This window comes from Citrobacter sp. LUTT5 (genome assembly GCF_009905315.1).
Lineage (GTDB): Bacteria > Pseudomonadota > Gammaproteobacteria > Enterobacterales > Enterobacteriaceae > Citrobacter > Citrobacter freundii.
Genome location: NZ_CP047606.1, coordinates 2,714,943 through 2,739,124, shown reverse-complemented (window position 1 = coordinate 2,739,124; position 24,182 = coordinate 2,714,943). Strand labels below are relative to the sequence as shown.

Below are 24,182 nucleotides of genomic sequence, written 5' to 3'. Positions count from 1 at the left end.
GCGTTAAGGTTGGTGGAGTGGCGCGCGAAGGACAAAAAAAAGCCCATCGTGGGAGATGGGCAAAGACTACACACAGCAATTCGTTGTTTCACTCAGGGGATTTCCATGCTTATAAATCAATGTGTTGATCTAAAGCCATGGGCTAATAGTAGGCATACTGATTTTTTACGTCGATCAGATTCATCTCAATAGTTTAAAAACTGTAAAGAATTTGCGACACAAATGAGTATTGAAAGAGGGACGAAGTTGGTTCTAATCCCGTAAGAGGGAGATTGATTAGTATTGTTAAACAATCAGGCGGCGTTGCCGCCTGATGTTGGATTACTTATTGCGTTCGATTTCAGCAATTTCTTCGAGGATTTCATCCGGATTGGTACCTGGCGCAGGGGCTTCGTTTACCCAGGCGGAGAACAGACGCCAGGAAACGGCCAGTACTACTGGACCGATAAACAGACCAATCATGCCGAAGGCAATCAATCCGCCGATGACTCCGGAGAGAATCAGGAGCAGTGGCAAATCGGCACCCATGCGAATCAGCATCGGTCGAATCACGTTATCCAGTGTTCCGACCACGCCGCTCCACACCAGCAGCACGGTGCCCCAGGTTGAATCCCCCGTCCAGTATAGCCAGATAATGGCCGGAATCAGTACCGGTAGCGGCCCCAGTTGCACCAGACATGACAGGATCATCAATACCGCCAGCAGTGTGGCATACGGCACACCGGTTACCGCCAGACCAATACCCCCGAGCACTGCCTGTACCAGAGCGGTGACCACAACGCCTAATGCGACGGCGCGAATGGCTTGTGCTGCCAGCAGAATGGCAGCATCTCCACGTTTTGAGGCAAGACGGCAGGCGAAGTGACGAATACCTAATGCGACTTGTTCACCGCGCCAGTACAACAGGGCACTGAACAGCAGCATCAGGCCACAGTGCATCATAAAGCGGCCGATATGCGCGGCCTGACCGACGAACCAGGTGGTGGTGGTGCCGATATAAGGACGAACCTTGGCCATAATCGCCGAACCGCCCATATCCAGTAAGCTGTGCCATGCGCCATACATTTTGGCACCCACCAGTGGAATGCTGTTCAACCATGCCAGATCCGGTAGTGTCATATCACCTGCGGTTACGGCATGGATCAGCGGCCCACTGCCATCGACGATGCTGTTAACCAGCAGCGCGATGGGGATGATGAACAACAGCACCAGCAACAGCGTCATCACCAGTACGGCAAGTGAACGGCGTCCCCAGAGCAATTTTTGTAAGCGTAGCAGGATAGGCCAGGTTGCAATGACAATCGTGCCTGCCCAGGCAAAACCGAGGATAAAGGGCTGAACAATCCAGAGACAGGCCACAATCAGGATGGCTAAAAACAGCACCGATAGCAGCACTTGTGCAATATCCCTGGGCTGACGGAAATTTACCATAAATACTTTTCACCTTTGTCTTTGCGCCAGAACGTTGACGCGACGTGAATACTTAAATGACACCCTGTAATGATGAGCAATTTCAGCGGTTTTGAACAGGCGGATTCTGCCTGTAAATCTGCTGAGCGTATTAGAAAAAAATGTGATACAACAAACAAAGCAACACGCAAACGATTAAATTCACAACACAGACCGCAGGAAAGGGTCACTATAATGATTCCACAAATTTCTCAGGCACCAGGTGTCGTTCAACTGGTGCTCAACTTTTTGCAGGCGCTGGAGCAGCAAGGATTTACGGGCGATACGGCAACGAGCTATGCCGATCGTCTGACAATGTCGACGGATAATAGTATTTATCAGCTGCTACCTGATGCTGTCGTTTTCCCTCGTTCAACCGCAGATGTGGCGCTAATCGCCCGTCTGGCGGCAGAACCGCTTTTCTCGTCGTTGATTTTTACCCCGCGCGGCGGCGGCACCGGGACCAACGGTCAGGCGCTGAACCAGGGCATTATTGTTGATATGTCCCGCTATATGAGCCGCATTATTGAAATCAACCCGCAAGAAGGTTGGGTGCGGGTAGAAGCTGGGGTGATAAAAGATCAGCTCAACCAGTTTCTGAAGCCTTACGGCTATTTCTTTGCCCCGGAATTATCCACCAGTAACCGGGCAACGCTCGGCGGGATGATCAACACCGATGCGTCCGGGCAAGGATCGTTGGTTTACGGTAAAACTTCCGATCATGTGTTGGGCATCCGTGCGGTGCTGATGGGCGGTGATATTCTTGATACTCAGCCAATGCCGATCGAGCTTGCCGAAATGCTGGGGAAAAGCAATACCACCATTGGCCGCATCTATAAGACCGTTTATGAACGTTGTCGCGATAACCGACAGCTGATCATGGATAAATTCCCGAAACTTAATCGCTTCCTGACCGGGTACGATCTACGGCACGTCTTTAACGATGAGATGACCGAATTTGATTTAACCCGCATTCTCACCGGCTCTGAAGGTACGCTCGCGTTTATCACCGAAGCCCGTCTGGATATCACCCCGCTACCAAAAGTTAGACAGCTGGTTAACGTCAAGTACGACTCTTTCGACTCGGCGTTGCGTAATGCCCCGGTGATGGTGGAAGCACGCGCATTGTCGGTAGAAACTGTTGACTCCAAAGTACTCAATCTGGCGCGGGAAGATATCGTCTGGCACTCGGTAAGTGAATTGATTACCGATGTACCTGATAAAGAGATGCTGGGTCTGAACATTGTAGAGTTTGCCGGTGACGACGAAGTATTGATTAATTCGCAGGTCAGCGCACTGTGTGAACGTCTGGATGGCTTAATCGCTCGTCAGGAAGCGGGTGTCATTGGCTGGCAGCTGTGTACCGAACTGGCGGGAGTCGAACGAATTTACGCCATGCGCAAAAAGGCAGTCGGTCTGCTGGGCAATGCAAAAGGTTCCGCGAAGCCAATTCCGTTTGCCGAGGATACCTGCGTTCCGCCGGAGCATCTGGCGGACTATATTGCCGAGTTCCGCGCGCTACTCGACAGCCACGCTCTGAGTTACGGCATGTTTGGTCATGTAGACGCAGGCGTGCTGCATGTCAGACCGGCGTTGGATATGTGTGACCCGCAGCAGGAAGTGCTGATGAAACGCATTTCTGATGATGTTGTGGCGCTGACGGCGAAATATGGCGGTTTGCTGTGGGGCGAGCATGGGAAAGGTTTTCGTGCAGAATATAGCCCGGCGTTCTTCGGCGAGGAGCTGTATCGCGAACTGCGCAAAGTGAAATCGGTGTTTGATCCGCAAAACCGGCTGAATCCTGGGAAAATCTGTCCACCGGAAGACGTAGATGCGCCGATGATGAAAGTGGACGCGGTGAAACGCGGAACGTATGACCGTCAGATCCCTCTGGCCGTACGCCAGGAGTGGCGCGGGGCAATGGAGTGTAACGGCAACGGGTTATGCTTTAACTTCGATGCGAAAAGCCCTATGTGTCCGTCGATGAAAATCAGCCTCAACCGTATTCATTCGCCAAAAGGGCGAGCCACGTTAGTGCGTGAATGGCTGCGTTTGTTAGCGGATCGCGGGATTGACCCAATACAGCTGGAAAAAGAGCTACCGGAAAAACGCGCCAGTTTACGTTCGCTGATTGCCCGTACCCGCAACAGCTGGCATGCGCGCAAGGGTGAATACGATTTCTCACACGAAGTAAAAGAGGCGATGTCAGGTTGCCTGGCGTGTAAAGCCTGTTCCACCCAGTGTCCAATTAAAATTGATGTACCGGAGTTCCGTTCGCGCTTCCTCCAGCTGTACCACACGCGTTATCTGCGCCCGTTGCGCGATCACATGGTGGCGACCGTTGAGAGCTATGCGCCGTTAATGGCACGAGCGCCCAAAACGTTTAACTTCTTCATCAACCAGCCGCTGGTGCGAAACCTGGCTAAAAAGCACATTGGAATGGTTGATTTACCTCTGTTGTCTGCACCGTCGCTGCAACGCCAACTGGTGGGGCATCGCTCCGCCAATATGACGTTGGAACAGCTCGAATTACTCAGCCTTGAGCAAAAAGCCCGTACGGTGCTGGTGGTGCAGGACCCTTTCACCAGCTATTACGATGCGCAGGTGGTTGCTGACTTTATACGTCTGGTAGAGAAGCTGGGCATGCAGCCGGTACTGCTGCCGTTTTCGCCAAACGGCAAGGCGCAGCACATTAAAGGCTTCTTAAACCGTTTTGCCAAAACGGCGAAAAAGACATCCGAGTTTCTTAACCGGGTAGCGAAGCTGAATATTCCGATGGTGGGTGTTGATCCGGCGCTGGTGCTTTGTTATCGCGATGAATACAAGATGGTGCTGGGTGAACAACGGGGGGATTTCCATGTGTTGCTAGCCAACGAATGGTTATCGAAAGCTGTGGAAGCACAGCAGCCAGTCGCTGTTGGCGGTGAACCGTGGTATTTCTTTGGCCACTGTACCGAAGTGACGGCCTTGCCGGGCGCACCTGCACAGTGGGCGGCTATTTTTGCTCGCTTTGGCGCAAAGCTGGAGAACGTCAGCGTGGGATGCTGTGGTATGGCTGGCACCTACGGCCACGAGGTAAAGAATCACCAAAACTCATTGGGGATCTATGAGTTATCATGGCACCAGGCAATGCAACGATTGCCACGTAACCGTTGTCTGGCTACCGGGTACTCCTGTCGCAGCCAGGTAAAACGCGTTGAAGGTACGGGCGTTCGCCACCCATTACAGGCACTGCTGGAGATTATAGGATGATCTGGAAACGTGAAGTCACACTCGAGGCGCTCAATGCCATGGGTGAAGGAAATATGGTTGGGTTGCTCGATATTCGTTTTGTGCACATTGGTGACGATACGCTGGAAGCTACAATGCCGGTGGACCATCGCACCAAACAACCCTTTGGGTTGCTGCACGGCGGCGCATCCGTGGTGCTGGCGGAAAGTATTGGTTCGGTAGCGGGATACCTGTGTACTCAGGGTGAGCAGAAAGTGGTGGGCCTGGAGATCAACGCCAACCATATCCGTTCTGCGCGGGAAGGGCACGTCAGGGGCGTATGTCGCGCGTTACATACCGGCTCTCGTCACCAGGTTTGGCAAATAGAGATCTTCGATGAGCAGGGACGATTGTGCTGTATGTCGCGTCTGACGACCGCAATTTTGTGATGCATATTGCTTTTGGTCATTATCTGCACAGGGAATGGTGTTATACTGTGCAGGTTTTGAACACAAGCGAGGATGATATGTCTACCCAATTAGACCCTGCCCAACTGGCAATAGAATTTTTACGTCGTGATAAAACCGATCTTTCACCGGCTCAGTACCTGAAAAGGCTAAAACAGCTTGAGCTGGAGTTTGCAGATCTGTTGGCGCTCTCTTCAACTGAACTGAAAGAAGAGATCTATTTTGCCTGGCGCATGGGCGTTCATTGATTCCGGTATGCTTATCGTAACGAAACCCCGACACATGTTCGGGGTTATTTTGGCCTTAAATCTTCATTACCACTTCATCTCACCGCTGTTAACCTTCGCACTTAGTTCCAGCGAGCTTGCGTCTGCCAGACCTGGCCATGCTGCCGTCATGGTTTTAATCACATAATCCGATCCTTTCTTCGCCCCTAACACCTGCTCAAACGACTGCAAATAGTCCTGGGTGAAGCGAATAGCTTTATCGCCGGTTGGGCGTTCGCCAATGTAATGACCCGGGACCACTTGAGTGGGCTGTAAGCTCTGCATTTCGCTCAGTACGTTACGCCATGCACTACGCTGTTCTTCAGACTGTGTATCCGCCGTCCAGACATGAATACCTGAAGCCACGCCTGTGCCGCCAATAATGGCCCGATTCGCCGGGATCCAGATATACGCTGCATAATCGTTGGAGTGACGCAGTTCCAGCGGTTCACCATCAACCGTGAACTGCGTTTGCGTCGTTGCCTGCGGAACGGTGAGCGATGTTGGCGCGCCGTCCTTCATTTGCGGGCCCCAGAATTGCAGTTTGGCCTCTTTGGTGGCGCGGATATGGTCTACCACCTGCGGTGTTGCCAGAACTTTTACCTGTGGGAAAGCGTTGACGATGGGTTGCAGACCGAAATAGAAATCCGGATCGCCGGAAGTGATCACGATAGCCTTCAGCGTTTTACCGCTGGCGCGAATCATCTGCACCAGCTGTTCGCCATCTTTGGTGCTGAACTGGGCGTCAAACAAAATCGCCTCTTTGGGGCCAGACACCAGCGTCGAAGAGACCGGGAAAATACCCTTCTCCTGTGGATTATAGACGTCCAGCTGTAGCGGTGCGGCGAAAGCTGAAGACGCAAACAGAGGTAACAGCAGGGCCAGAGATTTAACTTTCATACCAGGTAACCTTATGCAGGGAATTGACTTTTGATAGTTCCCGTATTTTAAGCATATTCGTATCTGTTAGAATTCCCTCATTAGGACATGCTGAGTTTCATAAAACGATCGGATGGGATGCAATGGACAGAGTGATGGCGGCAACGGTATTTAACCATATCTGTGATTTGGGCAGTCTGAGCGCCGCTGCACGTGCATTGGGGCTTTCCCGTCCGATGGTCAGTCGTTACCTCGACGAGATGGAAAAATGGGCAGGCGCAAGGCTTATCCATCGCTCATCGCGTCGCTTAACGATCACGCCTGCGGGTGAAGAGGCATTACTGAAAACGCGTTCTCTGGCGCAACTTTCGCTGGATATTGGTGCCGCCAGTGGCGCGCAAATTCCCTCGGGCACGCTACGTGTGGCCTGCGCCCATTTTACCGCCATGCATATTCTTGCTCCGGTTCTGCCGGCGTTTATGGAGCAATATCCGCAATTACGTATTGAGGTGGAGATCAATAATCAACCGGTAAGCCTTGTGGGGGAACGCATCGATGTGGCGATCCGCATAACGGATAATCCCGAGCCAGGAACCATCGCCCGTCGGTTGGGCGACTGTAAATCGGTACTTTGCGCGTCCGCAGATTATCTGCATCAACATGGCACGCCTGAGACAGTCGACGATCTCACTCGGCACAATTGCCTGTACTACAGCGGTTTTGCCGGACAATCCTGGCACTTTTTGGATGCCCAGGGGCAGTCTGTCTCCGTTGCAATCAAAGGGAATTTGAGTGCAGGGATCTCTTCGCTGCTCTGCGAGTCGGCGGTGGCAGGAATGGGGATCGCGTTGGTGCCAGAACTGGAAGCGCAGGAAGGGCTGGCGCAGGGAGCGTTAATTCGATTACTGCCAGAACTTCAACCTAAATGCTTACCAATTTATGGCTTATACCTTTCTCGGGAGCATCAGCCTGCGGGGCTACGTTTGCTGCTGGATGCGCTTAGTGGGGCGGCGCAATGCTAAAAAGGTAGCTAAACGTGCTCACAAAATAGTCAAACCGCAAGTTGTGTTAAAAAAAACTTAACGGTGTATGAGATTATTCTTATCGCCCCTTCAAGAGCTAAGCCATCGTGAGTGCCGGAGATAAGCGCCGGATGGGGCCGGAACCCTTAAGCCTGCCAGCAAGCAGACTTAAGGGTTTTTTGTCATTAGCATATTATTTGAATAGTTGTTTTCCCTGTTTTTATCCCTACCTATCCCTTAAATAGACATTATCTATACATCTTTTAATCTTTGACCTGCCTGAACGATTAGATTTCTATAATACATTATTAATCAATGCATTGAACAAATAATTCCATTCCTGTAAACCCTCGCTGCAGGGTCTATGCTTAGTAAAAGTAGTCAAAAAGGGCGGTTAACCCGAATGCCCCTGCTGTTGAGGGGTTGAAGTGATAATCATTATCACTAACATGTTGTTATAGCTTAAAAGCTAGTGACTCGAGGTAACCCTATGGAATTGCATTCAGGAACATTTAACCCGGACGATTTTGCCTGGCGTGGACTGACGTTAACACCTGCGGCTGCGGCGCATATCCGTGAACTGGTGGCAAAGCAACCCGACATGTTGGGCGTACGCCTGGGCGTGAAGCAAACGGGATGCGCGGGATTCGGCTACGTGCTGGATACCGTGCGCGAGGCCCAAAAAGACGATCTCCTGTTTGAAAGGGATGGCGCCAGACTGTATGTGCCTTTACAGGCGATGCCGTTCATCGACGGCACAGAAGTCGATTTCGTTCGCGAAGGATTAAATCAGTTATTTAAATTTCATAACCCGAAAGCCCAGAACGAATGCGGCTGTGGCGAAAGTTTTGGGGTATAGGCGGTACTATGTCTCGTAATACTGAAGCAACTGACGATGTCAACACCTGGGCTGGCGGGCACCTTAATTACAAAGAGGGCTTCTTCACCCAACTGCAAACCGATGAGCTGGCGAAAGGGATCAACGAAGAGGTCGTGCGCGCGATTTCGGCAAAACGTAATGAACCCGACTGGATGCTGGAATTCCGCCTGAATGCCTTTCGGGCATGGCTGACCATGGAAGAGCCGCACTGGCTAAAAGCGCACTACGACAAGCTGAATTATCAGGAGTACAGCTATTATTCCGCACCGTCCTGCGGTAACTGCGATGAAACCTGCGCATCTGAGCCGGGAGCCGTGCAGCAAACGGGGGCGAATGCGTTTTTAAGCAAAGAGGTTGAGGATGCCTTTGAACAGCTTGGCGTACCGGTCCGTGAAGGCAAAGAGGTGGCGGTTGATGCTATTTTTGACTCGGTATCGGTGGCGACCACCTATCGCGACAAACTGGCGGAACAGGGCATTATTTTCTGTTCGTTCGGTGAGGCGATTCACGATCATCCTGAGCTGGTAAAACAATATCTGGGCACCGTGGTTCCAGGTAATGACAACTTCTTTGCCGCGCTGAATGCAGCGGTGGCATCTGACGGCACGTTTATTTATGTACCGAAAGGTGTGCGTTGCCCCATGGAACTGTCGACCTATTTCCGTATCAATGCGGAAAAAACCGGGCAGTTTGAACGCACTATTCTGGTCGCGGATGAGGGCAGCTACGTCAGCTATATCGAAGGCTGTTCGGCTCCGGTGCGCGACAGCTACCAGCTGCATGCCGCGGTGGTAGAAGTCATCATCCACAAAGATGCCGAAGTGAAATACTCGACGGTGCAAAACTGGTTCCCCGGGGATGGCAACACCGGCGGCATTTTGAACTTCGTCACCAAGCGCGCTTTGTGCGAAGGTGAAAACAGCAAAATGTCGTGGACGCAGTCGGAAACCGGCTCGGCCATTACCTGGAAATACCCAAGCTGCATTTTGCGTGGCGACAACTCTATCGGCGAATTCTACTCCGTGGCCCTGACAAGTGGTCATCAGCAGGCCGATACAGGCACCAAGATGATCCACATCGGTAAAAACACCAAATCGACCATTATCTCGAAAGGGATCTCCGCCGGACACAGCCAGAACAGCTATCGCGGTTTAGTGAAAATCATGCCGACCGCCACCAACGCCCGCAACTATACCCAATGTGACTCGATGCTGATCGGGGCGGATTGCGGAGCGCACACATTCCCATATGTGGAGTGTCGTAACAACAGCGCCCAGCTCGAGCACGAAGCCACGACGTCGCGCATTGGCGAAGATCAGCTGTTTTACTGCCTGCAGCGCGGTATCAGCGAAGAGGATGCCATTTCGATGATCGTGAATGGTTTCTGTAAAGACGTGTTCTCTGAACTGCCGCTGGAATTTGCCGTGGAAGCGCAAAAACTTCTCGCTATAAGTCTTGAACACAGCGTCGGTTAAAATTTAAGGAAAGCACATGTTAAGCATCAAAGATTTACAGGTCAGTGTGGAAGATAAGGCGATCCTGCGTGGGCTGAGTCTTGAAATTCGCCCCGGAGAAGTGCACGCCATTATGGGGCCAAATGGTTCCGGGAAAAGTACGCTTTCCGCCACCCTGGCCGGACGTGATGACTATGAAGTCACCGGCGGGACGGTAGAATTCAACGGTAAGGATTTACTGGAACTGTCACCGGAAGACCGGGCCGGTGAAGGGATCTTCATGGCATTCCAGTATCCGGTGGAAATCCCCGGCGTCAGTAATCAGTTTTTCCTGCAAACGGCACTGAATGCGGTACGCACCTACCGTGGCGAAGAGTCGCTGGACAGGTTTGACTTCCAGGATCTGATGGAAGAAAAAATTGCGTTGCTGAAGATGCCGGAAGATTTGCTCACGCGTTCGGTCAACGTTGGTTTCTCCGGCGGTGAGAAAAAGCGTAATGACATTTTGCAAATGGCGGTGCTGGAGCCTCAGTTGTGCATTCTGGATGAGTCGGACTCCGGGCTGGATATCGATGCGCTGAAAATCGTCGCCGACGGCGTGAACTCGCTACGCGACGGGCAACGCTCATTCATTATCGTCACCCATTATCAACGCATCCTGGACTATATCAAACCCGATTATGTTCACGTTCTCTACCAGGGGCGAATAGTGAAGTCCGGTGATTTTACGCTGGTCAAACAACTTGAGGAGCAAGGTTATGGCTGGCTTAGCGAACAGCAGTAACGTGCTGCAACAGTGGCACCATCTGTTTGAAACGCAAGGTAAGACGCGCTCGCAACATGCCCAGCAGCATCTGCAGCAGATGCTGCGTCTGGGGCTGCCAACGCGTAAGCATGAGGACTGGAAATACACGCCGCTGGAGGGGTTAACCAATAGCCAGTTTGTCAGTCATGTCGCTGAGATAACGTCAGCCCAGTGTGAAGCGTTAGCGCCGGCAATTGATGCCATACGACTGGTATTTGTCGACGGGCAATTTTGCGAGGCACTTAGCGACAGCGCGGATGGCAGCTGTTTTGATATTACCATTGACGATGCGCGCCAGATGCTGCCAGCGGCTATCCAACCGGAAGTGTTTCTGCACCTGACCGAAAGCCTGTCGCGTAGCGTCACTCACATTCAGGTGAAGCGTAACCAGCGCCCAGCGAAACCGCTGCTGCTACTGCACATTACCCAGGGGCTGGCGGGCGATGAGGTGAACACGGCGCACTATCGCCACCATCTGGAGCTGGCGGAAGGCGCAGAAGCCACCGTTATTGAACACTATGTCAGCCTCAGCGAGCTTCGCCATTTCACTGGCGCACGTTTAACCATGAATGTCGCGGCGAATGCGCACTTGCGCCACATCAAACTGGCGTTTGAGAACCCACAGAGCCACCATTTCGCGCACAATGACATTCAATTGGGGGCGGATGCCACGGCCGCCAGCCACAGTTTTTTACTCGGTGATGCGGTGCTGCGTCATAACACCAGCACCCAGCTTAACGGCGAAAACACCACGCTTCGGCTCAACAGCCTGGCAATGCCGGTGAAAAATGAAGTCTGCGACACCCGCACCTGGCTTGAGCATAACAAAGGATATTGCAACAGCCGCCAGCTGCATAAAACGATCGTCAGCGATAAGGGGCGGGCGGTATTCAATGGCCTGATCAACGTCGCTCAGCACGCTATTAAAACTGATGGCCAGATGACCAACAATAATTTGCTGCTCGGTAAACTGGCGGAAGTGGATACCAAGCCGCAGCTTGAAATCTATGCCGACGACGTGAAATGCAGTCACGGGGCGACGGTAGGGCGGATCGACGACGAGCAGATGTTCTATTTGCGTTCGCGCGGGATCGGCCAGCAAGATGCCCAACAAATGATTCTCTATGCGTTTGCCGCTGAGCTAACGGAAGCCCTGGGCGAGGAAACGCTGAAACAACAGGTACTGGCACGGATCGCCCAACGCTTGCCGGGAGGCGTAGCATGACATTTCCCATTGAAAAAGTGCGGGCCGATTTTCCGGTTCTGACGCGTGAAGTGAATGGTTTACCGTTGGCGTATCTGGATAGCGCGGCCAGCGCGCAAAAGCCGAACCAGGTGATTGATGCCGAAGCCGAGTTCTACCGTCACGGCTATGCGGCGGTCCACCGCGGTATCCATACGCTGAGCGCTCAGGCTACGGAAAAAATGGAGAATGTGCGCAAGCTCGTTTCGCTGTTTATTAACGCCCGCTCCGCCGAAGAGCTGGTGTTTGTTCGCGGTACGACGGAGGGCATCAATCTGGTGGCGAACAGCTGGGGCAGCAGCAATGTGCGGGCGGGCGATAACATTATCATCAGCGAAATGGAGCACCATGCCAATATTGTGCCCTGGCAGATGCTGTGTGTCCGCGTAGGTGCAGAACTGCGCGTTATCCCGCTCAATGACGATGGTACGTTGCAGCTGGAAACGCTGCCGACGCTGTTTGACGATCGCACGAAGCTGTTGGCGATTACCCACGTATCTAACGTGCTGGGCACGGAAAACCCGTTGGGTGAGATGATCGCGCTGGCGCATCAATACGGCGCGAAAGTGCTGGTGGATGGCGCGCAGGCGGTGATGCATCATCAAGTGGATGTGCAGGCGCTGGATTGCGATTTTTATGTTTTCTCCGGGCATAAACTTTACGGTCCAACCGGTATTGGCGTTCTGTATGCCAGAGAGTCGCTGCTGCAGGAGATGCCGCCGTGGGAAGGCGGTGGTTCAATGATTGCGACGGTGAGTTTGAGTCAGGGAACGACGTGGGCCAAAGCGCCCTGGCGGTTTGAAGCCGGAACGCCAAACACCGGGGGCATTATCGGACTCGGCGCGGCTATTGAATATGTTTCAGCGCTGGGGCTGACTGAAATCAGCGAATATGAACAGTTCATGATGCGCTATGCGTTGGAACAGCTGGCGGATGTGCCAGATTTAACAATCTACGGACCGGATAACCGTCTGGGTGTGATTGCATTCAACCTCGGCAAGCATCACGCCTATGACGTCGGGAGTTTTCTCGATAACTATGGCATCGCCGTGCGGACGGGGCATCACTGCGCAATGCCGCTGATGGCCTTTTATAACGTTCCCGCGATGTGCCGGGCGTCGATTGCAATGTATAACACCCATGAAGAAGTGGAGCGCCTGGTAACGGGCCTCAAGCGTATTCACCATTTACTGGGCTAACAGGGAGGCGTTATGGCTGCGCTACCGGATAAAGAAAAGTTGTTGCGTAATTTTCTGCGTTGCGCTAATTGGGAAGAGAAATACCTGTACATTATTGAACTGGGTCAGCGTTTGCCGGAACTAAACGATTACTTACGCTGCCCGGAAAATAGCATTCAGGGATGCCAAAGCCAGGTATGGATTGTTATGCGTCAGAATGGCGAAGGGATTATTGAATTACAGGGCGACAGTGATGCGGCAATTGTGAAAGGGCTTATTGCCGTGGTATTCATTTTGTATGATCGCATGACGGCTCAGGATATTGTGAATTTTGATGTGCGCCCGTGGTTTGAAAAAATGGCGCTCGCACAGCATCTCACACCGTCTCGTTCACAAGGGCTGGAGGCGATGATTCGGGCTATTCGCGCCAAAGCCGCAACTCTTAGCTAAACTGATAAAACACGTCAACTTTCAGACCGACTTGAAAGCGTTCGTGTAAGGCAACGCAGTGACTCGTAGGCCGGATCGGGCGCTCGCCGCCGTCCGGCAAGAACGCCAGGGGGGTGAGTGAGTATGAAACGCGCGTCTGTTATTACGTTAATGCTAATCGGCGCCTACAGCGCTATTCAGGCCGCATGGGCGGTCGATTATCCTTTGCCCCAGGCGAACAGCCGCCTTGTTGGGCAAAACCAAACCTACACCGTGCAGGAAGGCGATAAAAACCTACAGGCGATAGCCCGTAAGTTTGATACCGCTGCAATGCTGATCCTTGAAGCCAACAATACTATTGCCCCCGTACCTAAACCCGGAACGCTGATCACTATTCCCTCACAATTACTGCTACCGGATGCACCACGCGAAGGCATTATTGTGAATCTGGCGGAACTGCGTCTGTATTACTTCCCGCCGGGAGAGAATATTGTTCAGGTATTCCCGATTGGTATCGGTTTGCAGGGGCTGGAAACGCCGGTAATGGAAACCCGGGTTGGGCAGAAAATCCCGAATCCAACCTGGACCCCTACACCAGGCATCCGTAAACGCTCTCTGGAGCGTGGCATCACATTACCGCCTGTTGTACCTGCCGGACCAAATAACCCGTTAGGACGCTTTGCACTGCGTCTGGCGCATGGAAACGGTGAATATCTGATCCATGGCACCAGCGCACCGGACAGCGTGGGCCTGCGAGTGAGTTCTGGGTGTATTCGCATGAACGCGCCGGATATCAAAGCGTTGTTTGCTCAGGTCCGCACAGGCACGCCGGTCAGGGTGATTAATGAGCCGATAAAATATTCGATAGAGCCAAACGGCATGAGGTATGTCGAAGTGCATCGACCGCTGTCGCCTGAAGAGGAACAAAACGTCCAGACCATGCCGTATGTGTTACCAGCCGGCTTTACCCAGTTTAAAGACAATAAAGCGGTGGATAACAGTCTGGTGGAAAGGGCGTTGTATCGTCGTGCAGGTTATCCGGTCACCGTCACTGCCGGGCAAGCATCGGTCGCGAGCAATGGGCCGGAAGTGAAGTCTGCGCAAAATGGTGTGCCGGGAGAAGATGCTGAGGTGCGCGCTACGCAATAACAGGGAAGGAGAATTCAGAGCAAAAAAAATGGCGCACAATGTGCGCCATTTTTATTACACAGATACTATTACTTGCGGTATTTAGTAGCTGCGTTGTCCAGACGCTGGTTAGCGCGAGCTGCGTCATCTTTAGCAGCCTGAACGTCGGAACGCATTGCGTTCACGTCGTTGCTCAGCTGGTCAACTTTAGCGTTCAGAGTCTGAACGTCAGAAGACAGCTGATCGATTTTAGCGTTGCTGGAGCAACCTGCCAGCAGAGTAGAACCCAGGATTACCGCGCCCAGTACCAGTTTAGTACGATTCATTATTAATACCCTCTAGATTGAGTTAATCTCCATGTAGCGTTACAAGTATTACACAAAGTTTTTTATGTTGAGAATATTTTTTTGATGGGAATGCACTTATTTTTGATCGTTCGCTCAAAGAAGCATCGAATTGTGCAAAAACGGCTAAAAAACCGAGTGAAAACAGAAAGCTTCCATCGGATTCATCTTAGATAATCACGGATTAGATAGTGAAATCCGATTTGATTTTTTATTAATTGTGGCTATCGATTAAATAAAAAAAGCGCCACCAGGGCGCTTTTTTAAGCAAATTAATTCGCGATGGAATTATTACAGCACGTGAACGGATGCAGTGTTGGTGGTGCCGCTCGGAACCAGTGCACCAGAAACCATAACCACAACGTCACCTTTCTGAGCCAGACCGCTTTCCAGAGCGACTTCTTTACCCAGGCGATAGAAATCATCGGTAGAGCTGATTTCTTTAACCACCTGTGCAACAACGCCTTTGCTCAGCACCAGCTGACGCGCGGTAGTTTCGTTGGTGGTCAGCGCCAGGATGGTAGCATCCGGGAAGTATTTACGTACTGCACGAGCAGATTTACCACCCTGGGTTGCGACGACGATCAGCGGCGCGTCCAGTTTTTCAGCAGTTTCAACCGCGCCACGGCACACGGCTTCGGTGATGCGCAGTTTGCGGCTGTCATTGTTGAAGTCCAGACGGCTGGTCATCACACGGTCAGTACGCTCACAGATGGTCGCCATGATGGTAACGGCTTCCAGCGGGTATTTACCTTTTGCTGACTCGCCAGACAGCATTACTGCGTCGGTACCGTCGAGGATGGCGTTCGCTACGTCACCGGCTTCTGCACGGGTCGGACGCGGGTTTTTGATCATGGAGTCCAGCATCTGGGTCGCAGTGATAACGACTTTACGTGCACGGATACATTTTTCGATGATCATCTTCTGCGCGAAGATAACTTCTTCAACCGGGATCTCAACGCCCATATCACCACGTGCAACCATGATGCCGTCAGACGCTTCGAGGATTTCGTCGAAGTTGTTCAGGCCTTCCTGGTTTTCGATTTTGGAGATGATCTGGATGTTTTCGCCGCCGTGCGCTTTCAGGTGCTCACGGATTTCAACGACGTCAGAACGTTTACGGATAAAGGACGCTGCAACGAAGTCAACGCCTTGCTCGCAACCGAAGATCAGGTCTTGTTTGTCTTTTTCAGCCAGTGCTGGCAGTGCGATGGAAACGCCCGGCAGGTTAACACCTTTGTTTTCGCCCAGGTCGCCGTTGTTCAGCACTTTACAGATAACTTTGTTACCTTCGATGGCGGTAACTTCCATGCCGATCAGACCATCGTCAACCAAAACGGTGTTGCCGACGGACAGATCTTTCGTGAAGCCTTCATAAGTAACAGCAACGATTTCGTTGTTGCCTACGACAGATTTGTCGGTGGTGAAGGTGAAGGTCTGGCCCGCTTTCAGGGAAACGTCGTTACCGCCTTCCAGTTTGATGGTACGGATTTCCGGACCTTTGGTGTCGAGCAGGATTGCTGCTTTCTTGCCGGTTTTGCTCATGACGTTGCGCAAATTCTTGATGCGCTGACCGTGTTCTGCGTAATCACCGTGAGAGAAGTTCAGACGCATGACGTTCATGCCCGCGTCCAGCATTTTGGTTAACATCTCTTCGGATTCGGTTTTCGGACCGATGGTGCAAACAATTTTCGTCTTTTTCATGACAGTCTTAGTCTTTAAGTTGAGAAGGATATGGAAATCTGGCTCCCGCCGCGCACGGACGGGAAGCTAAACCTGAGTTACGAAAGTTGTGATGCCTCGCTCTAAGGATAGGTGACATCGAAAGAGCGTGCAGAGGAATGTGTGCTTGTGTTTCAGCCCAACGGGATGGTGAGTTTTGTAGTCGTTGAGTTTTACAGGTCAATGTGCTGAAACCATTCAAGAGACAATTGGCGCGCATTATACGCTGAAAATTATCAAAAAGGAAAATGGAAACAGCGTTTCAAAACACTTCTGTGCAGTTTTACAAAGAATCAGCATTAAATTGTTTCGGGTTGGTTAACAAAACACCGCCCAACTTCAGACGGTGTTGCGCAACAAGAAAAAAATAACGTGTTGCAAACTCAGCATTCAGCCTTAGTCGAGCAGCTTTCGCCCCTCAAGATCGATATGGATGTCCTGCTTATGCGCTTTCCGATACCACAGAACCGCCAGACCGATTACAGACCAGATAACCCCGAGCGTCAGCGCGTGAATGTTCATATTCATACAGACATATCCAATGACGACCATCCCCAGCGCAGGAGAAATCACATGTGGGACAAAACGACGATGCTCTTTCATCTTTACGTTGTAGAGCACGAAGACACTCAAGTTCACCATAAAGAATGCGAAAAGCGCGCCGAAGTTGACAAGGGTGGATATGGATTCAATTTTCCCGGAAAACAAGTAACTAAGGAATAGTGTCACAGCCCCGGTGAACAGAATTGCATAGTCAGGTGTTTTTCTTTTACTGTGCACATGCGCCAGAAATGTGGGTAACATTTTATCTCGCCCCATAGAGAACAGGACGCGCGATACGGCGGTTTGCGCCGTAATGATATTCCCGACTGCGCAAACGAACGCTACGATGATAGAAAATGCAACTTTAAGCCAGATGCCGCCAACATCGCCTGCAATCGTGAAAAAGGCCTCGTTAGTTTCTGTACCTTCCGCAAAACTGTCGATTTTACCCGTAGCGAATGCGGCAAAGGTCACCACAATAATAAACAGCACGGTGGCCAGGATAAGGGCGAGAAGGGTTGCCTTACTGACTGCTTTCCCGCCGCCTTCGCTTTCTTCACTTAGGGTACTAATGGCATCAAATCCGAGGAAGTTGAGCGCCGCAACAGAGATCGCGGTAGCAATTAAGCCAGGCGTAAACCACTGAGAATCAAAAAAAGGTTTGAAAGAAAATGACACATGGCTGCTATCAAGCATCAGCAGTCGCAAAATCAGCACCACAAAAATGGCCAGAATACCGAGTTGAATAAAGACCAGCAGTTTGTCGAATTTAGCTGTTTGTTGTATTCCCAAATAATTTATGCCCGTTCCGATAGCCACATAAATTAACGGCCATACCCAAATCGGTATTTGCGGAAGTATTGCATGAACAGCAACACCGCCCAGGACGGCAACCAGCGTAGGGAATAACAGATAATCCAGCAACAAAATCCATCCGGTGAGAAAACCCACAGCGGGGTTGATGCACACGCCTGCATAGGTATAAGCCGACCCGGAGGATGAGATGTGCTTTGATAATGTTGAATAGCTGTGGGCGGTAAAAAACATCGCGATAGCGCCAATAATATACACGAGCGCGACCATGCCATGAGATAAATTATATACGACGCCATAGAGAGAAACCGGCGCGATCGGCACCATAAATACCAGCCCGTACAGCACCAAATCTGTGAGAGATAACTTTTTTATTTTACTCATAGTAAACACCTCAATTCGTGTTAATCAAGGCCTCGTAAAAACTCACGGACAGCAGTGAGGCAAGGCTCGGTATTTTCTTCATGTGGGTTATGGCTGCTGTCAGGAATCGTGACACCCCGACAGTGGGTTATATGGGTAATAAGCGGTTGAACGACCTGTGATGTCGCCTGATCATACTCACCATGAAGGACTAATCCTGGGCATCGAATCTTATGCAATGAACGGGTGATGTCCCACTGCGCCAGCAAGCCATTCACCGCAAGTTCATTGGCGCCCCATAGCACATGGTAGGCGGTGGGATCGGCGGCAAATTGCGCATCAGAACGCTGAATATGCAGCGGTTCTTGCGCCAGGGAGTAAACATGTTTTTTGTAGTAGGCAATAAGTTGTTCAGGCGGATGCTGATAGATTTTTGCCTGCATAATGGCATCGTCTGGCATTGCATCAGCGCCAGCCGTGAGTTCTTTCAACAATCGCAGTACTTCGCTTTGCCAAAGTGGGATGCTGGCGGGAGCGCTGGCATATATCACACCACTCAACCCTTCCGGTTGCGTGCAGGCGTGCTCTGCTGCCAGCATACCTCCCCAGGAATGTCCGAGTAATGAATATCGCTGACCAATATTCAGATGGCTGATTAATTGGCGAAGTTGCTGAAGATAACGTTCTATTGTCCAGAATGAGGCATCCGCCAGCGGAAAATGCGTCGAACGACCACAACCATATTGATCGTAAAATATCACCATGCGTCCATCATCAGACAGCTCATGATAATTTAATAGATAATCAAAACCGCCTGATGGACCGCCGTGTAAGATAATTAATGGCATTAATTGAGATGCCGGGTCGCCATAAATACGATAGCTGGTTAATATGCTATCGCAAAACATTTCACCATATTTGTAGTGACTTTGCATATTTTTTAACCGATACAGAGGGGAAAGGGCAGGTGATTCAATAATCACCTGCAGATTGGCGTTTATTTTTTAATTGCTTGCAGAACGTTACACCAGAATGATTTGTAATGTTCCCATTGCATAAATTGCGGACTTCCCCAGTGCGGTGCGCAATCACTGGCAAAACAGCCGACTTTACCTTTATTGTACTCACCGAGAACTAATAGTGGGTCGTCATTTATTTTGACCAACGTGATGCTGTTTACCTTGGAACGCAATTTGTTATAACCGAGCAAGGGGGGCCACTGTGTCAGGTCTTGCGTAATGACATGCTGTTCCTCCGTGTTGATTGGGCAGCATCCTTCCGGAATTTCAACGCGATCATCATGCTCCAGCATTTCGACAGGCAAAACTTCGGCCAGCAGGGTGTTTTTATAATTTGCTTTCGCTTCAATGCCGGTGAAGGAAAGGTATCCGCCAATCATTAACAGACCGCCGCCATTTGAGACATATTCTTTAATCAGCGCTAACGCATTCGGGATGATATTCATCTGATAAAAAGTTTTGTTTTGCAACAAAAAGGTATTGCTGCCTATATCGCTAATCACGATAGCATCGTATATATCAAGTTCCTCTACCGTCTGCGGGAAGCGGGTTTGTACAATATGCGCTGGCATGTAGTCGATAGTAATATTTTGCTGGCGCAGACAGGATAAGAGATAGTCAGCGCCTTCTTCGTATTTACTGGATGTGAAGCTGTCATATCCCTTAGAATGAATCATATGAATATGCCATGACTCACCGATAAATAAAATTTTCATACTGAGATCCTATTATTTGATATTAATAATATCATGCGATTGAGTGCGCATCCGGTGTAGTACCAGCTCATGCTGCGGCATGCTCGATGCGCCTTCTTGTTCAACTGCCAGTGAAGCAAAGGCAGAGGCATACTGAATGGCTGATACAAGGTCTGATTTACGGGCAAGTGAGGCGGCCAGTGCGCCATTAAATGCATCACCCGCGCCCGCAGCATCTTTGACGACGGCACTCCAGGCTGGGATAAACAAAGTACGGTGGCGTTCGCACAGTAATGATCCTTGTGCGCCGAGAGTGATGATGACCTTCTCAACGCCTGATTGCAGAATGATATTCCCTGCTTTTTGAGCATCATCAATATTTAATATTGTAATACCCGATAAAAATGATGCTTCTGTTTCGTTAGGTGTTAAAATATCTATTGAAGGTAATAAACGGCTAACATTTTTGGTATAAGGTGCCGGATTCAAAATAATTGTCTTGTTTGCTAATTTACCCAAGCGAACAAATTCTTCAATAGCATCGATATTAGTCTCCAGCTGCATTAGCAAAACGTTAGCTTCAGATATATGCCCCTGCTGTTCATTAATTTCGTGCCTGGTTAGCATCATATTGGCACCAGGATAGATAGCAATGATATTATCACCATCCTGCTCTGAAACATAAATTAATGCACTTCCGGTGGGGGCATCATCAGTCTGATAAGCACAATATGAATTTATACCAGATTGGATAATATGATTGAGGGCAAAAGAGCTAAACTGATCTTTACCTACTTTAAAAATAAAGTGGACGTCGGTGCCAGCATTATTTGCGGCCAATGCCTGATTAGCACCTTTACCTCCTGGATAAAAACCGAACTGGCTTGCGAGGATTGATTCACCGCTTTGCGGAAGCCAGGGGACGGTAGCCGATACATCAATATTAAATGAACCTAATATACAAACTTTTCCCGACATTTTCGTGCCTTCTCTATGTAATCGAAAATCTTTGTTTGCCGGAGTTGAAATTGTGCCGGAGATATCAATTTTATTTTCTGTTATCAACTTGCTTAATGCCTGGCGGTTAACAATACCACCACCGTAACAACGCAAAAGCATTCCTGTTTTCTGAAAATAACAAAGATCTGAACGTATAGTCTCCTGGCTAACATTAAAAAGAACGGCGAGTTTGCTCACGCTGACACTATGATCTTTGATGAGTAAGTTAAGAATAGATGTACGCCTTTCTTCTTTAAACATTAAAGCCTCCGTGTATTTTGCTGAATTGTATTTATAGTAATGTTGCCATGTGGTGAAATGAATCACAGATCATGCTGTAAACCGGAAGCAAAACCAAATTATTGAGAATAATAAAAAGTGGATTACACGTTCTTTATTTTTATATGTTTACAATTAACGCAAGATATCTTGTGAGCACAGTCATGTATTAGTTTTGCAATTTCCTATGTCTCATTTAAAAGATGCTGGCTTGCTCGATTCAGTTATAAATTGAGATGGGTTGAGATAAAAAAAACAGTGAACAAAAATGTCAGGAGTTTTTCCATCATCGTGGCTGGGATAGGAAGGGTATCTGTTCAGTGTTCGCGACATATATATCTAAATGTTATATCAAATACTTTTTAATTCATTTTAAAAGACAATTCCGCTGATTACACTCGTTTGGACATCCATACTGCTAAACAGCCAAAAGCGATAGCAGAAGAACAATAAGCAGCAGCGGATACCCAAACGACATGATTGTCCTGAAAAATATTTCGAAAGTGTTTACGCCAGGAAGGCTTGCCATCACCGCTGTCGATAACGTCAACCTGACGGTTGAACAGGGACAGATTTACGGCATTATTGGTTACAGCGGGGCAGGTAAAAGCACCTTAATTCGTTTGCTCAATGGGCTGGAAAAACCGACCTCCGGCAGCGTGATGATTAACGGCCACGATATCTCTGCCGCCCGTGGGGAATCGTTACGCCAGGCACGACTGAAAATCAGCATGGTGTTTCAACACTTCAATTTGCTGTGGTCACGGACCGTTAGCGAAAATATTGCTTTCTCTATGCAAATCGCTGGCGCGTCCAAAGCGTCAATCAAACAGCGGGTTGCTGAACTGATTACGCTGGTTGGGCTGAGCGGTCGTGAAAATGCGTATCCGTCCCAGCTCAGCGGCGGGCAAAAACAGCGTGTAGGAATTGCCCGCGCGCTGGCGAACAATCCGGATGTCCTGCTGTGTGACGAAGCCACCTCGGCGCTGGATCCGCAAACTACCGATCAGATCCTCGATTTACTCCTCGATATTAACCGTCGCTTCAAATTGACCATTGTGCTGATCACTCATGAAATGCATGTAGTACGCAAAATCTGCGATCGCGTGGCGGTAATGGAAAATGGCAAAGTTGTTGAGGAAGGCGACGTACTCAGCGTCTTTACCCATCCACAGCAGCCGATCACCCGACAGTTCGTTCGTCAGGTGAGTCAGTACACCGAGGAAGACGAGTTTAATCCGCAGTTGGCAAGTGAGCTTGGCGGCGTAGTTATCAAGCTTACGTTTACCGGGCAACGCACGCACCGGCCTGTGGTTGGCGAGTTGACCCTGCGCTATGGCCTGCCATTCAATATCTTGCACGGCAAAATGACGCAAACCGCACACGGTGTGTTTGGTCAACTTTGGGTGCACGTGGTGGCCTCTGAGGAACAATTGAACAATATTTTGGCCGACCTGCGCCAGAGCGACATTGAAGGCGAGGTGATTCAACATGGCTGAAGAACTGTTTCCCCATCTGAAGTGGGAGCAACTGTTAGCGGCAACCCAGGAAACGCTGTATATGACAGCTCTTTCGGGTGCTGCGACCTTTATTCTGGGCATCGCGCTTGGTCTGGCATTGTTCCTGACCGCGCGCGGCGGATTGTTCCCCAACCGAGCGGTATATAACGCTATTTCGCTGGTGGTGAATATCTTTCGTTCAATCCCATTCATCATTTTGATCGTGCTGCTGATCCCGTTTACCAAAGCGATGGTAGGCACCATTCTCGGCGCCAATGCCGCGTTGCCTGCGCTGATCGTCGGTGCTGCGCCGTTTTATGCACGTCTGGTCGAAATCGCTCTGCGTGAAGTGGATAAAGGCGTTATTGAAGCGACCCGTTCGATGGGCGCACGGCTGAGCACGCTTATTTTTCGGGTTTTACTGCCGGAATCCTCTCCTGCTCTGGTGTCCGGGATCACCGTGACGCTAATTGCGCTGGTTAGCTACAGCGCGATGGCAGGGGTAATTGGTGCCGGTGGTTTAGGGAATTTGGCCTATCTGGAAGGATTCCAGCGCAACCACAGCGACGTCACGCTGGTGGCGACGGTGACGATTTTGCTCATTGTCTTCATCATCCAGCTTTGCGGCGATGTGATCACCTCTCTGTTAGATAAACGCTAATAAAATACGGAAACCATTATCATGAAAAAATCACTGACGTTACTCGCCGCAGCAACCTTAAGCGCTCTGAGCTTTGCCTCCTGGGCAGACACTCTGACCGTTGGTGCATCTAACGTGCCGCACGCGGAGATCCTTGAACAGGCCAAACCGATTCTGGCGAAACAGGGGATCGATCTGGAGATTAAACCGTTCCAGGATTACATTCTGCCGAACACCGCGCTGGCTGGTCGTGAGATTGACGCTAACTACTTCCAGCATATTCCGTACCTGAACAGTGTGATTAAAGATCATGCGGGCGATAAAACGTATGACTTCGTCAGCGCCGGAGCAATTCACATTGAGCCAATTGGTATCTATTCGAAAAAAGTGAAATCGCTTAAAGATCTACCGGAAGGCGGCAAAGTCATCATGCGCGACGCGGTATCTGAGGAAGGCCGTATTCTGTCGATTTTCGAAAAAGAGGGTGTTATTAAGCTGAAGCCGGGCGTGGATAAAGTAACCGCGCGCATTAGCGATATCGTCGAAAACCCGAAAAAGCTGAAGTTCCTGCCAAACGTGGAAGCCGCGCTGTTACCGCAGATGTATAACAACGACGAAGGCGATGCGGTGGTGATTAACGCCAACTACGCCATCGACGCCGGGCTGGATCCGGTGAAAGATCCGATTGCCGTCGAAAGCGGTGAAAACAACCCGTATGCCAACATCATTACCGTGCATCGCGGCGACGAGAAGAAGAAGGATATCGTCGCGTTGGTCGATGTCCTGCACTCCAAAGAAATCCAGGACTGGATCCGTACCAAATATAAAGGCGCGGTGATCCCGGTAAACAACTAAT

23 protein-coding genes and 1 other RNA gene are annotated in these 24,182 nt (G+C 50.3%); 14 read left to right on the top strand and 10 right to left on the bottom strand.

Annotation, left to right across the window (positions count from 1 at the left end):
- Nucleotides 1–31: 31 nt before the first annotated feature.
- Nucleotides 32–139: antisense sRNA RprA (rprA, locus tag GUC46_RS13100), an RNA gene on the bottom strand.
- Nucleotides 140–321: 182 nt separating this feature from the next.
- The gene (ydiK, locus tag GUC46_RS13095; protein ID WP_003030544.1) at nt 322–1,431 is read right to left on the bottom strand and encodes an AI-2E family transporter YdiK; all 1,110 of its coding nucleotides are present in this window, start codon (nt 1,429–1,431) and stop codon (nt 322–324) included.
- 213 nt (nt 1,432–1,644) lie between these two features.
- Here ydiK and GUC46_RS13090 point away from each other — a divergent pair, with 213 nt between their 5' ends.
- The 3 genes from GUC46_RS13090 to GUC46_RS13080 all read left to right on the top strand — a co-directional run bounded on the left by GUC46_RS13090 (nt 1,645) and on the right by GUC46_RS13080 (nt 5,374).
- A complete protein-coding gene (locus tag GUC46_RS13090) occupies nt 1,645–4,701 on the top strand; it encodes an FAD-binding and (Fe-S)-binding domain-containing protein (RefSeq protein ID WP_003836595.1) in 3,057 nt (1,018 codons plus the stop codon).
- Nucleotides 4,698–5,108 (top strand): 1,4-dihydroxy-2-naphthoyl-CoA hydrolase, encoded by a 411-nt coding sequence (gene menI / locus GUC46_RS13085; RefSeq protein ID WP_130714710.1) that lies wholly within the window; start codon nt 4,698–4,700, stop codon nt 5,106–5,108. Before GUC46_RS13090 ends, menI begins: the two co-directional genes overlap by 4 nt.
- Nucleotides 5,109–5,185: 77 nt before the next feature.
- Nucleotides 5,186–5,374 (top strand): YdiH family protein, encoded by a 189-nt coding sequence (locus GUC46_RS13080; protein WP_003030540.1) that lies wholly within the window; start codon nt 5,186–5,188, stop codon nt 5,372–5,374.
- A gap of 66 nt (nt 5,375–5,440) precedes the next feature.
- Here the strand turns inward: GUC46_RS13080 and GUC46_RS13075 are convergent, their stop codons facing one another.
- Entirely contained in the window at nt 5,441–6,292 is an 852-nt protein-coding gene (locus GUC46_RS13075) for a Vmh family MBL fold metallo-hydrolase (protein ID WP_130714709.1), read from the bottom strand.
- A 122-nt stretch (nt 6,293–6,414) separates the two neighbouring features.
- On the opposite strand from GUC46_RS13075, the gene GUC46_RS13070 reads away from it, so the two are divergent.
- The 8 genes from GUC46_RS13070 to GUC46_RS13035 all read left to right on the top strand — a co-directional run bounded on the left by GUC46_RS13070 (nt 6,415) and on the right by GUC46_RS13035 (nt 14,431).
- Nucleotides 6,415–7,293, top strand: coding sequence for a LysR family transcriptional regulator (locus GUC46_RS13070; RefSeq protein WP_008323864.1), 879 nt, complete (start codon nt 6,415–6,417; stop codon nt 7,291–7,293).
- 490 nt (nt 7,294–7,783) lie between these two features.
- On the top strand, nt 7,784–8,152 hold the full coding sequence (gene sufA, locus GUC46_RS13065) for a Fe-S cluster assembly scaffold SufA (protein WP_048997930.1): 369 nt from the start codon (nt 7,784–7,786) through the stop codon (nt 8,150–8,152).
- Nucleotides 8,153–8,160: 8 nt separating this feature from the next.
- Nucleotides 8,161–9,648, top strand: a complete 1,488-nt coding sequence (sufB, locus tag GUC46_RS13060; protein ID WP_003836585.1) for a Fe-S cluster assembly protein SufB — start codon at nt 8,161–8,163, stop codon at nt 9,646–9,648.
- A gap of 16 nt (nt 9,649–9,664) precedes the next feature.
- Complete coding sequence (gene sufC / locus GUC46_RS13055; RefSeq protein WP_003029383.1) at nt 9,665–10,411, top strand: Fe-S cluster assembly ATPase SufC; 747 nt, start codon at nt 9,665–9,667, stop codon at nt 10,409–10,411.
- Complete coding sequence (gene sufD, locus GUC46_RS13050) at nt 10,386–11,657, top strand: Fe-S cluster assembly protein SufD (RefSeq protein ID WP_160180272.1); 1,272 nt, start codon at nt 10,386–10,388, stop codon at nt 11,655–11,657. The genes sufC and sufD overlap by 26 nt, the downstream gene beginning before the upstream one ends.
- The gene (gene sufS, locus GUC46_RS13045) at nt 11,654–12,874 is read left to right on the top strand and encodes a cysteine desulfurase SufS (RefSeq protein ID WP_160180270.1); all 1,221 of its coding nucleotides are present in this window, start codon (nt 11,654–11,656) and stop codon (nt 12,872–12,874) included. Before sufD ends, sufS begins: the two co-directional genes overlap by 4 nt.
- A gap of 12 nt (nt 12,875–12,886) precedes the next feature.
- Nucleotides 12,887–13,303: a cysteine desulfuration protein SufE gene (sufE, locus tag GUC46_RS13040; protein ID WP_160180268.1), complete on the top strand. Its 417-nt coding sequence runs from the start codon at nt 12,887–12,889 to the stop codon at nt 13,301–13,303.
- 123 nt (nt 13,304–13,426) lie between these two features.
- Entirely contained in the window at nt 13,427–14,431 is a 1,005-nt protein-coding gene (locus tag GUC46_RS13035; protein ID WP_003029376.1) for a L,D-transpeptidase family protein, read from the top strand.
- Nucleotides 14,432–14,499: 68 nt separating this feature from the next.
- Here the strand turns inward: GUC46_RS13035 and lpp are convergent, their stop codons facing one another.
- From lpp to GUC46_RS13005, 7 genes are all read right to left on the bottom strand, one after another.
- Nucleotides 14,500–14,736, bottom strand: a complete 237-nt coding sequence (lpp, locus tag GUC46_RS13030; RefSeq protein WP_003029373.1) for a murein lipoprotein Lpp — start codon at nt 14,734–14,736, stop codon at nt 14,500–14,502.
- A gap of 309 nt (nt 14,737–15,045) precedes the next feature.
- Nucleotides 15,046–16,458 (bottom strand): pyruvate kinase PykF, encoded by a 1,413-nt coding sequence (pykF, locus tag GUC46_RS13025; RefSeq protein WP_003029366.1) that lies wholly within the window; start codon nt 16,456–16,458, stop codon nt 15,046–15,048.
- Between the two features lie 7 nt (nt 16,459–16,465).
- Nucleotides 16,466–16,660: a hypothetical protein gene (locus tag GUC46_RS24185; RefSeq protein WP_242637968.1), complete on the bottom strand. Its 195-nt coding sequence runs from the start codon at nt 16,658–16,660 to the stop codon at nt 16,466–16,468.
- 212 nt (nt 16,661–16,872) lie between these two features.
- Complete coding sequence (locus GUC46_RS13020; protein WP_160180266.1) at nt 16,873–18,216, bottom strand: APC family permease; 1,344 nt, start codon at nt 18,214–18,216, stop codon at nt 16,873–16,875.
- 20 nt (nt 18,217–18,236) lie between these two features.
- Nucleotides 18,237–19,130, bottom strand: coding sequence for a proline iminopeptidase-family hydrolase (locus GUC46_RS13015; RefSeq protein WP_049002408.1), 894 nt, complete (start codon nt 19,128–19,130; stop codon nt 18,237–18,239).
- Nucleotides 19,131–19,192: 62 nt separating this feature from the next.
- Complete coding sequence (locus tag GUC46_RS13010) at nt 19,193–19,930, bottom strand: glutamine amidotransferase (RefSeq protein WP_049002409.1); 738 nt, start codon at nt 19,928–19,930, stop codon at nt 19,193–19,195.
- Between the two features lie 12 nt (nt 19,931–19,942).
- Nucleotides 19,943–21,169, bottom strand: coding sequence for a PfkB family carbohydrate kinase (locus tag GUC46_RS13005; RefSeq protein WP_003843484.1), 1,227 nt, complete (start codon nt 21,167–21,169; stop codon nt 19,943–19,945).
- A 494-nt stretch (nt 21,170–21,663) separates the two neighbouring features.
- Here GUC46_RS13005 and GUC46_RS13000 point away from each other — a divergent pair, with 494 nt between their 5' ends.
- From GUC46_RS13000 to GUC46_RS12990, 3 genes are read left to right on the top strand one after another with little or no spacing between them, the layout of a single operon-like run.
- Entirely contained in the window at nt 21,664–22,686 is a 1,023-nt protein-coding gene (locus GUC46_RS13000; protein WP_046670595.1) for a methionine ABC transporter ATP-binding protein, read from the top strand.
- Nucleotides 22,679–23,347, top strand: coding sequence for a methionine ABC transporter permease (locus GUC46_RS12995; RefSeq protein WP_160180264.1), 669 nt, complete (start codon nt 22,679–22,681; stop codon nt 23,345–23,347). Before GUC46_RS13000 ends, GUC46_RS12995 begins: the two co-directional genes overlap by 8 nt.
- A gap of 21 nt (nt 23,348–23,368) precedes the next feature.
- Nucleotides 23,369–24,181 (top strand): MetQ/NlpA family ABC transporter substrate-binding protein, encoded by an 813-nt coding sequence (locus GUC46_RS12990; RefSeq protein ID WP_003029358.1) that lies wholly within the window; start codon nt 23,369–23,371, stop codon nt 24,179–24,181.
- The last annotated feature ends 1 nt before the right edge of the window (nt 24,182 follow it).